The following is a 231-nucleotide window of genomic DNA, read 5'->3' as shown; positions in this document are numbered from 1 at the left end:
GACTACAAGGGTATCTAATCCTGTTTGATCCCCTTGCTTTCGCGCCTCAGCGTCAGGTATAAAATAGAAAACCGCCTTCGCCACCGGTGTTCTTCCACATATCTACGCATTTCACCGCTACTTGTGGAATTCCGTTTTCTCCTTCTACCCTCTAGAATGACAGTTTCAAATGCAGTTCCGAGGTTGAGCCCCGGGATTTCACATCTGACTTATCATTCCGCCTACGCGCCC

At 48.9% G+C, this 231-nt stretch carries 1 rRNA gene; it reads right to left on the bottom strand.

Going from position 1 to position 231, the window contains the following annotated elements:
* Positions 1-231 (bottom strand): 16S ribosomal RNA (locus ACTHS4_RS12740); the annotation flags it as partial.

The sequence above is a fragment of the Neisseria sp. P0014.S009 genome (genome assembly GCF_051958155.1).
Lineage (GTDB): Bacteria > Pseudomonadota > Gammaproteobacteria > Burkholderiales > Neisseriaceae > Neisseria > Neisseria flavescens_C.
Note: the sequence above shows the minus strand (reverse complement) of the source record. Positions and strands in the feature narration are given on the sequence as shown.